8 protein-coding genes are annotated in these 8,627 nt (G+C 67.8%); all 8 read left to right on the plus strand.

From position 1 onward, the window contains the following. The coding region (locus tag RDM88_RS09995) for a hypothetical protein (protein WP_308754700.1) at positions 1-1,372 on the plus strand (1,372 nt) is incomplete at its 5' end. Positions 1,373-1,384: 12 nt separating this feature from the next. Beyond that, positions 1,385-2,599: a bifunctional phosphopantothenoylcysteine decarboxylase/phosphopantothenate--cysteine ligase CoaBC gene (gene coaBC, locus RDM88_RS10000; RefSeq protein WP_308754701.1), complete on the plus strand. Its 1,215-nt coding sequence runs from the start codon at positions 1,385-1,387 to the stop codon at positions 2,597-2,599. A gap of 4 nt (positions 2,600-2,603) precedes the next feature. Beyond that, complete coding sequence (locus tag RDM88_RS10005) at positions 2,604-3,230, plus strand: chloramphenicol acetyltransferase (RefSeq protein WP_308754702.1); 627 nt, start codon at positions 2,604-2,606, stop codon at positions 3,228-3,230. Between the two features lie 39 nt (positions 3,231-3,269). After that, a complete protein-coding gene (priA, locus tag RDM88_RS10010; protein ID WP_308754703.1) occupies positions 3,270-5,714 on the plus strand; it encodes a primosomal protein N' in 2,445 nt (814 codons plus the stop codon). 19 nt (positions 5,715-5,733) lie between these two features. Then, the gene (locus RDM88_RS10015; protein ID WP_308754704.1) at positions 5,734-6,402 is read left to right on the plus strand and encodes a hypothetical protein; all 669 of its coding nucleotides are present in this window, start codon (positions 5,734-5,736) and stop codon (positions 6,400-6,402) included. Positions 6,403-6,447: 45 nt separating this feature from the next. After that, positions 6,448-6,918 carry a peptide deformylase gene (gene def / locus RDM88_RS10020; protein WP_308754705.1) on the plus strand — a complete coding sequence of 157 codons (471 nt, stop codon included), beginning with the start codon at positions 6,448-6,450 and terminating at the stop codon, positions 6,916-6,918. Positions 6,919-6,931: 13 nt separating this feature from the next. Beyond that, positions 6,932-7,873 carry a methionyl-tRNA formyltransferase gene (gene fmt / locus RDM88_RS10025; RefSeq protein WP_308754706.1) on the plus strand — a complete coding sequence of 314 codons (942 nt, stop codon included), beginning with the start codon at positions 6,932-6,934 and terminating at the stop codon, positions 7,871-7,873. After that, a complete protein-coding gene (locus RDM88_RS10030) occupies positions 7,873-8,562 on the plus strand; it encodes a zinc metallopeptidase (RefSeq protein WP_308754707.1) in 690 nt (229 codons plus the stop codon). Before fmt ends, RDM88_RS10030 begins: the two co-directional genes overlap by 1 nt. Positions 8,563-8,627 lie beyond the last annotated feature (65 nt).

Below are 8,627 nucleotides of genomic sequence, written 5' to 3' on the forward strand. Positions count from 1 at the left end.
GGTGTTGGCGAGGATGGGACGGCGCGTGCGCGGGTCGATGCGCATGCCCAGCAGCGTGTTGATGAGGCAGACGCCGTCCGCGCCCGCTTCCCCTTTGGAAGAGCCGCCCGCCCTGAGCGAGCCCGGCGCGGAGGAACCGGCGGAACCCGTCTGGTATGACGCGGATTTCTACGCCCGCCCCAGGTGGAACGCGGCGGGGACCGAAACCGCGGTCAAAAACGGAGCGGTCCTCACCTGGGTGGGGCTCGATAACGAGGTCCTGCGCGCCGCGGCGTTCGACGAGCCCCCGCTCGATCCGCGCCTCGCGCCGGAGGACGTCACCCTCACGATTGGCGAGGGCTGGGTGCTGCGCACCCTGCCGGATACCCGCGCGGCGCAGCGGGAGGGGAAGTGGACGCTCCTGAACGCCGCGCTCTACGACCAGGACGGAACGCTTCTGCGCGCCTTCCCCGACGCCTCCCCGGCGGAGGTGGAGGAGGCCACGGGAGCCTATGAAAAGCAGACCGCCTATGTGAACGCCTTCCCGCTCGGCAGCGGGCATATCGCGCTCGAGACGGGCGCGATGCTGCTGCTCTACGACATCTCTGCCGACGCCCTCTCCCTTGTGGACGACTACCGCGACGTGCGCTGGCAGGGCTTCACCGTCTACGACGCGGGCGCCTACGGGATTTACCAGTGCTGGCCGTTCGGGGAGAGCTTCTACTATATGGCGAGCGTCGACCCGCCGCCCGGCGAGCCCCGCCGGGTGCTCTACCGCCTCAACACGGCGGGGGAGCGGGAGCTTATCTGCGACGACACGGGCTTTTTCCGCTACAAGCCGGTGGAGGGCGGCCTCTACGGCTTCAAGGAGTGGAACAACGGCATCTTCACCGACGAGGGCTACGAGTGGGGGATCGAGGCGTGGTTCCGCCCCGACGGGGGCGAATGGCGGTTCGTCGCGAAGGACAACACCGCCTCCGGGGACGGGCTTCCCTGCGACGCGGCCCACTACGACTGCACCTGGATGGAAAAGCGGGACGGCGAGGTGTGGCCGAGCTTCCGCCGCCACGACCCCGCGACGGGAGAGGAGATTTCCTTTTCCCCGCGCGACTACGACGGGCGGAAGCTCTATGACGGCGGCTACGGGTTCGGGCTTTTCTGCACCCGGGCCGTCGAGGGCGGCGTGCAGTTTGTCTACGTCGTCTCCGACGCCATGGAGACGGAGGACGGCAGCCTTATGGGAACGCGGGAATACTGGCTTTACGACACGCGGGAGGACGCCCCGCGCAGGCTGGAAAATCTGGACGGCGCGTCGATCTGGGAGGTCAACCCGCAGGGGACCCACGCGATCGAGGGCGCGGGCCCGCCCTGGCGGGTGGTCCCGCTGGAATGAGGAGGAATCGGAATGTTTGAGGGAAAAACGATCGTGGTCGGCGTATCGGGCGGCATCGCGGCCTACAAGGCCGCGCAGCTCGTGAGCGACCTTGCCAAGACGAAGGCCGACGTGCATGTGCTGATGACAAAAAACGCGACCGAGTTCGTGTCGGCGCTCACCTTTGAGACGCTCTCCAAAAACCGCGTCGCCGTGGACACCTTCGACCGCAGCTACGAATACGACGTCGAGCATGTGGCGCTCGCGAAAAAGGCGGACGTCATGCTGATCGCGCCCGCGACCGCCAACGTGATCGCCAAATTCGCGGCGGGCATCGCCGACGACATGCTCACCACGACGGTGCTGGCGGCGCGCTGCCCCAAGCTCGTCGCCCCGGCGATGAACACCGGCATGTACGACAACCCTGTCACCCGGCGCAACCTCGAGACGCTGCGCGGCTTCGGCTTCACCGTGCTCGAGCCGGACAGCGGCCCGCTCGCCTGCGGCGACACCGGCCGCGGACGGCTGCCCGCCCCGGCCGTGCTCTTCGAGGCGGTGCGCTCGGCGCTCACCGAACACGACCTGGAGGGGGTGCGCCTGCTCGTCACCGCCGGCCCGACCCGGGAGGCGATCGACCCGGTGCGCTTCGTCACCAACCACTCGACCGGGCGGATGGGATATGAGCTCGCCGCCGCCGCGCGCAGGCGCGGCGCGGCCGTCACCCTCGTCTCCGGCCCGGTCTCGCTCGCGCCGCCGCTCGGGGTGGCGGTGGTGCCCGTCGTCTCGGCGGCGGAGATGTACGACGCGGTCGTCTCCCGCGCGCCCGAACAGGACATCATCATCAAATGCGCCGCGGTGGCCGACTACCGCCCGGCCGACGTGGCCAGCCACAAGATCAAGAAGGCGGAGGGCGGCCTCACGATCGCGCTCGAACGCACGCAGGACATCCTTTCCCACCTCGGCCACAACCGGACGCTGGGACAGGTGATCTGCGGCTTTTCGATGGAGACGCGCGACCTCATGGAAAACTCGCGCGCCAAGCTCGCCAAAAAGAATGTGGACATGATCGTCGCCAACGACCTCAATACCCACGGAGCGGGCTTCGGCACCGCGACCAACCTCGTGACCATCCTCACGCGGGAGGGGGCGGAGTGCCTGCCGCTCATGGGCAAGGACGCGGTGGCGGAAAAGATTCTCGACCGCCTGCGCGACCTCTGCCGCGCCCAGGAGGAGAGACGGGAGGAGTGACGGCATGGAGTGGATCGACCTGGACGCATGGCCCCGGGGGGAACAGTTCCGGTATTTCTGCGGGCTCGACCGCCCGCAGTACGACCTCTGCGCGCGGCTTGACGTGACCCGCTTCTGCGCGTTCATGAAGGCGCGGGGCGGGTCCTCCTACCACGCGATGGGGTATTTCGTCACCCGCGCCGCAAACGGGATCCCCGCCTTCCGAATGCGCATCCGGGAGGGGCGGCCGCTGCTGCACGAGCGGGTCAACCCCTCCTTCACCGAGCCGCGCGCGGACGGCGAGCTCTTCAAGTGCGTCGGCGTGGAGTGGTGCGAGGACCTCGGCGGGTTCCTGCGCCGCTGCGACGAGGCGTCGGCGCGGCAGGGGGACCGTTTCCTGCTCGACTCGGAGGAGGCGCGGGACGACTACCTCTACCTCTCCTGCCTGCCGTGGGTCGATTTCACGTCGGTCTCGCAGGCGTGCGACTTTGACCGCGGCGACGCGGTCCCCCACATCACCTGGGGGAAATACGTCCGCGAGGGCGGACGGGTGACGATGGCGCTTTCGGTGACGGTGCACCACGCCTTCTGCGACGGCATCCACGCGGGAAGGTTTTTCGACGCGCTCCAGCGGATGCTGGACGCGCTTTAAATCCGGATATCCATCATCCGTGCGAAGGGAGGGGACCCCATGCCGCTGGTGGCGCGCGTCGTCGTGGAGAACGCGGCGCAGAGCTTTGACAAAATCTACAGCTACCGCGTGCCGGAGGGGATGCCCGCCCGTCCCGGCTGCCGGGTGACCGCGCCCTTCGGCGCGGGCAACCGCACCCGGTTCGGCCTGGTTGTCGCGGTGGAGGAGGAGCCGGACGCGGCGGGGCTCAAGCCGCTGGCGACCCTCGTCGACCCCGAACCGCTCCTGTCGGACAAGCTGCTTTCGCTCGTCTTCTGGCTGCGGGACAACACCTTCTGCACCTACTTTGACGCGGTGAAGGCCCTGCTGCCCCCCGGCATCGGGGTGGAGCTGGAATACACCTATGAGCTCGCGAAGGACGCGCCCGCGCCCGAAGACCCGGAGGAACGCCGGGTGTTCGACTACCTCGCGGGCCGCGGGAAGCCGGTGCGGGAGGAGGCGCTCCTCGCCGCGCTCGGGCTCGGGCGTGACGCGCCCGCGTTGCGGGCGCTCTGCGCGCGGGGAACGCTCCAGAAGGCGCAGGAGGTGCGCCGCCGGGTGCTCGACGGCAGGCTCGTCATGGTGCGGCTCGACGGGGAGATCGGGGAGCTCTCCGACGTGCGGGTGAAGCTGAGCCCCAAGCAGAAGGCGGTCGTCGAGCTGCTGCTCCAGGTGGGCGAGGCGTCGCTGAAGGAGGTCTGCTACTTCGCCGCCGTCGGGAAATCGGTCGTCGACCGGCTGGTTTCGGCTGGGACGGCGCGGCTCTTCACGCGGGAGGTCTACCGCAGCCCCTACGCGGAGGGCGCGGCGCGGGAGGACGCTGCGGCGATCGTGTTGACGGAGGAGCAGAGCGCCGCCCACGGGCGGCTGTGCGAACTCGCGGACAGCGGGGAAGCGCATACCGCGCTCCTCTACGGCGTGACCGGCTCGGGCAAGACGGAGGTCTTCCTGCGCACCATCCGCCATGTGCTCGACGGCGGGCGCGGGGTGATCATGATGGTGCCGGAAATTTCCCTCACGCCGCAGATGATCGACCGGTTCCGCCGGTATTTCGGCGGGCAGGTCGCGGTGCTGCACAGCGGGCTTTCGATGACCGAACGGCTCGACGAGTGGAAGCGGATCAGGAACGGCGGCGCTTCGATCGTCGTGGGGACCCGCAGCGCGGTGTTCGCGCCGATGGAAAACATCGGGCTCATCGTCATCGACGAGGAGCAGGAGGGCACCTACAAGTCGGAGATGTCCCCGCGCTACCACGCGCGGGACGTGGCGCGCTTCCGCGCGGCGCAGGAGGGGGCGCTGCTGCTGCTCGCCTCGGCCACGCCGAGCGTCGAGAGCTTCTACCGCGCCCGGGAGGGCCGCTATGAGCTGCTCACGCTGAAAAACCGCTACGGCGCGGCCAGGCTGCCCGACGTGGCGATCCTCGACATGGCGGCGCAGCCGCTCGGCGCGCAGAGCGCCTCCCTCTCCGAGCAGCTCGCCGCCGAGCTGCAAAGAAACCTTGACGCCGGGGAGCAGAGCATCCTCCTGCTCAACCGGCGCGGCTACAACACCCTCGTCAAATGCGCGGTCTGCTCGACGGTCGCCACCTGCCCCAACTGCTCGGTGGCGCTCACCTACCACAGCGCAAACGGGCACCTCATGTGCCACTACTGCGGCTACACCGCCCGCCCGGACGAGAGCTGCCCCACCTGCGGCAACAAGTTCCGGCGGTTTTCGGGCGCGGGGACCCAGAAGGTGGAGCAGGAGCTCTGCGAGCTTTTCCCCGACGCGCGCATCCTGCGGATGGATATGGATACGACGATGGCGCGTTTTTCCCATGAAAAGCATTTTTCCGATATTTTAGCCGGAAAATATGATATAATAATCGGGACGCAGATGGTCGCCAAGGGGCTCGACTTTCCGAACGTCACCCTTGTGGGGGTGCTTTCGGCCGACTCGGCCCTCTACGCGCAGGACTACCGCAGCTTTGAACGGGCGTTTTCCCTCTTCACGCAGGTGGTGGGGCGGTCGGGCCGCGCCGAAAAGGCGGGCCGTGCCTACATCCAGACCTTTACGCCGGAAAACCCGGTGATCGCGCTGGCCGCCGCGCAGGACTACGACGGGTTCTACGCGGAGGAGATCGACAGCCGCCGCATCCACCTCTACCCGCCCTTCTGCGACATGGTGGGGATCGGCTTCTCCGGCCTGGAATACGCCGGGACGAAGGAGGCCGCCCGGCGGTTTCTCGCGGAGTTCACCCGCCTGGCGAAGACGGAATACGCCGAACTCCCGCTGCGGGTGCTCGGCCCCTGTGAAAGCCAGATCGTCAAGCTCGCGGGCAAGTACCGCTTCCGCATGGCGATCAAATGCCGCTACGACAGGCGCACCCGCGCGCTGCTGCGCGGCGTCGCGGACTGGTATTTTTCCCAGCCGGCCCTGCGCGGCGTGACGCTCACCGTGGACCCGAAATATGAAAGCTCGATTTGACATTCGACTGGAGGACGACATGAAAAAAGTTTTAGTGGGAATCCTCGCCATGCTGATGGCGCTGTCCCTGGCCGCCTGCGGGCAGAAGACCGAGGCCGACCTCGTCAACGACGCGATGGAGCGGTTCGACAGCCTGGAAAACGGCGAGCTCGCGGTGACGGTGACCCTCTCGAGCGAAGAGGGGCTCATCGAGGGATTCGACGCCGTGACGGAGGAGGCGCTCACCTTTGTGCGCAGCGGCAGGCAGACCGACGCGGTCTACCGCTCGGAGACCACGATGGAGGGGGAAACCATCGTCACCGAGATGAAGATGCAGGGCGGAAAGGTCTATTCCCTCGTCGGGGGCGCATGGCAGGAGCAGGGGGAAGCGGGCGGCAGCTTCGCGCCCTTCGGCAGCCGCCTGAAAAACGGGATCGCGGTCGTCACCACGACCGAGTGGAGCACCGGAACCGAGTACACCTTCGAGATGAATGAAAAGGCCCTCGCCGAACTCAACAAAAAGGCCCCCGAGGGCCAGCGGGTGCTGGAGAGCAGCGCGACCTACCTCGTCAATCCTGAAGGGCTGCTGGTCAGTCAGCGGGTGACCTCGCGGGCCAGCGTGACGGTGGACGGAAAAAGCGACGTGCTTTTCTCCGAGACGGAGACGACGCTCACCGCATGGAACCAGCCGGATGTGACGATTGAATAAACGATAAGGAAATATTACCATACAGATTACAAAGGGGATAGAATCATGGCGCTGCGAACGATTATCAAGGAGGGGGACGAGCGGCTGCGTAAAAGGAGCCGCCCGGTCACCGAGTTTAACGACCGGCTGTGGACGCTGCTTGACGATATGTATGAGACGATGAAGGGGGACGGCGTGGGCATCGCCGCCCCGCAGGTGGGGATCCTGCGCCGCGCGGTCGTCATCGACGTGGGCGACGGCAGGCACGAGCTCGTCAACCCCGAGATCGTCGAGCAGGAGGGGGACCAGTACGGCGGCGAGGGCTGCCTTTCGGTGCCCGGCCAGTACGGCATGGTCCACCGCCCCCAGAAGCTCAGGGTGCGGGCGCAGGACCGCTACGGCAAGCCGTTCGAGCTGGAGGCCGAGGGGTATCTCGCGGTGGCGGTCTGCCACGAGACCGACCACCTCGACGGCGTCCTTTTTATCGATAAGGCCGACCGGATGCTCGACCCCGAGGAACTCGAGGAGACCGAATGACGGAGGGAACGCGATGAGGATCGTTTTCATGGGGACCCCCGATTTCGCGGCGCCCTGCCTGGCGCGCCTGCTGGACGACGGGCATGAGGTGGCCGGGGTGTTCACCCAGCCGGACAGGCCCAGGGGCCGCGGTTACAAGCTGGCGCCCCCGCCCGTCAAGGAGCTGGCGCTCGAACGGGGGCTTCCGGTTTACCAGCCCGCGAAAATGCGGGACGGCGAGGCGCTTTCCATTCTGCGGGAGCTTTCCCCCGAATTGATCGTCGTCGTCGCCTACGGCAAAATCCTGCCGAAGGAAATTTTGGAGCTGCCGGACTACGGCTGCGTCAACGTGCACGGCTCCCTGCTGCCCCGCTGGCGGGGCGCGGCGCCCATCCAGTGGAGCGTGATCTCGGGGGACGCCGAAGGGGGCGTCACGACGATGTATATGGCCGAGGGGCTCGACACGGGGGATATGATCCTGCGCCGCGCGACCCCCATCGGCCCCGACGAGACGTCTGACGAGCTCTACGGGCGGCTGGCGGCCCTCGGCGCGCAGGCCCTCTCCGAGACGGTGGAGCTCATCGCCGCAGGGAAGGCCCCGCGCGAAAGGCAGGACGACGCGGCCTCCTGCTACGCGCCGATGCTCTCCAAAGAGCTGGCGGAGATCGACTTTGCGAAGCCCGCGCGGGAGGTGCACAACCTCGTGCGCGGCATGAATTCCTGGCCGGTCGCGCGCACGACGCTCGGCGGGAAGCCGCTCAAGGTCTACCGCACCCGCGTCGCGCAGGGGAAGGGCGCGCCGGGCGAGCTGCTCGGCGGAAAGTCCTTCACCGTGGCGTGCGGCGAGGGGGCGGTCGAGCTGGTGGAAATACAGGCCGAGGGCGGCCGCCGGATGAACGCCGCCGACTACCTGCGGGGGCATCCGGTCGCCGCGGGAACCAGGCTGGGGGAATCCCCAACGAAAGGGAGTAACTGATGTTTTATCCGTTTGACTACTACTATCTGATCCTCGTCGTGCCCGCCCTGCTTTTCGCGGCGTGGGCGCAGGCGCAGGTTTCGGGCGCGTACAACCGCTATTCGCGGGTGCGCGTCTCCCGGGGGATGACGGGCGCGATGGCCGCCCGCCGCATCCTCGACGACAACGGCCTCACGGACGTGCGCGTCGAACGCATCGGCGGCAGGCTCAGCGACCACTACGACCCCGGCGAACGGGTGGTGCGCCTCTCCGCGGGGGTGTACGACAGCGACTCGGTCGCCTCGCTCGGCGTGGCGGCCCACGAGTGCGGCCACGCGGTGCAGCACGCGACCCGTTACGCGCCGCTCACCTTCCGCAACGCGATCATCCCGATCACCAATTTCGGCTCCAAGCTGTCGATCCCGCTGATCATCGCCGGGCTCTTCCTCTCGGGGACGCTCGTGGATATCGGGCTGCTGCTCTTCTCCCTCGTCGCGGTCTTCCAGCTCGTGACGCTGCCGGTCGAGTTCAACGCCTCCTCCCGCGCGCTCGCGACGCTCGAGGGCGCGAATTTCCTCGACCACCGGGAGCTGGAGGGGGCCCGCAAGGTGCTCCGCGCGGCGGCGCTGACCTATGTGGCGGCGCTGCTCGTTTCGGTGGCGCAGCTTCTGCGGCTGGTTCTCCTCTTCGGCAACCGCCGCCGCGACTGACCGGGGCCGCGCCATGACGGATGCACGGGAAGCGGCGGCGCGCGCGCTGATGCGGATGGACGGGG

Origin of the sequence: uncultured Anaerotruncus sp. (genome assembly GCF_902490045.1) — a bacterium.
GTDB lineage: Bacteria > Bacillota > Clostridia > Oscillospirales > Ruminococcaceae > Anaerotruncus.

Excerpts from the sequence above, each read along its gene's own strand:
- coaBC (WP_308754701.1), top strand. The coding sequence starts at position 1,385 with ATGTTTGAGGGAAAAACGATCGTGGTCGGCGTATCGGGCGGCATCGCG.
- RDM88_RS10005 (WP_308754702.1), top strand. The coding sequence starts at position 2,604 with ATGGAGTGGATCGACCTGGACGCATGGCCCCGGGGGGAACAGTTCCGG.
- priA (WP_308754703.1), top strand. The coding sequence starts at position 3,270 with ATGCCGCTGGTGGCGCGCGTCGTCGTGGAGAACGCGGCGCAGAGCTTT.
- RDM88_RS10015 (WP_308754704.1), top strand. The coding sequence starts at position 5,734 with ATGAAAAAAGTTTTAGTGGGAATCCTCGCCATGCTGATGGCGCTGTCC.
- def (WP_308754705.1), top strand. The coding sequence starts at position 6,448 with ATGGCGCTGCGAACGATTATCAAGGAGGGGGACGAGCGGCTGCGTAAA.
- fmt (WP_308754706.1), top strand. The coding sequence starts at position 6,932 with ATGAGGATCGTTTTCATGGGGACCCCCGATTTCGCGGCGCCCTGCCTG.
- RDM88_RS10030 (WP_308754707.1), top strand. The coding sequence starts at position 7,873 with ATGTTTTATCCGTTTGACTACTACTATCTGATCCTCGTCGTGCCCGCC.